This is a genomic window from Streptomyces sp. NRRL B-1347 (assembly GCF_000720325.1).
Classification (GTDB): Bacteria; Actinomycetota; Actinomycetes; order Streptomycetales; family Streptomycetaceae; genus Streptomyces.
In genome coordinates this window covers 1-344 of record NZ_JOJM01000298.1, presented here as the reverse complement: position 1 = coordinate 344, position 344 = coordinate 1, and the positions used below count along the sequence as shown (strand labels likewise).

The 344-nt window shown below is 67.2% G+C and carries 1 protein-coding gene; it reads right to left on the bottom strand.

Annotated elements, in window-relative coordinates:
• A partial coding sequence (locus IG74_RS0145065) for a flavodoxin-dependent (E)-4-hydroxy-3-methylbut-2-enyl-diphosphate synthase (RefSeq protein WP_030689768.1) occupies window positions 1-344 on the bottom strand: 344 nt, incomplete at both ends.

The window sequence follows — 344 nt, the reverse complement described above, 5'->3', positions numbered from 1 at the left end:
CATGACCGCGACCCGCAGCGGCACCTCCATGCCCTCGAGCCCCGCCGTCACCTCGTCCGCGAGCTTGTACACATCCACCTGCGCACGACCACAGGACGGACACGAAACGATCTCCAGACGACGCTGGCGCAGATTCAGCGACTCCAGGATCTGGATGCCGACCTTGACCTCCTCCGCCGGAGGCGCCGACAACGAGACCCGGATCGTGTCACCGATGCCCTCCGCCAACAGCGCACCGAACGCCCCCGCCGACTTGATCGTCCCCTGGAAAGCGGGACCCGCCTCGGTCACACCCAGGTGCAGCGGATAGTCACTGGCGGCCGCCAGCTGCCGGTAGGCATTGA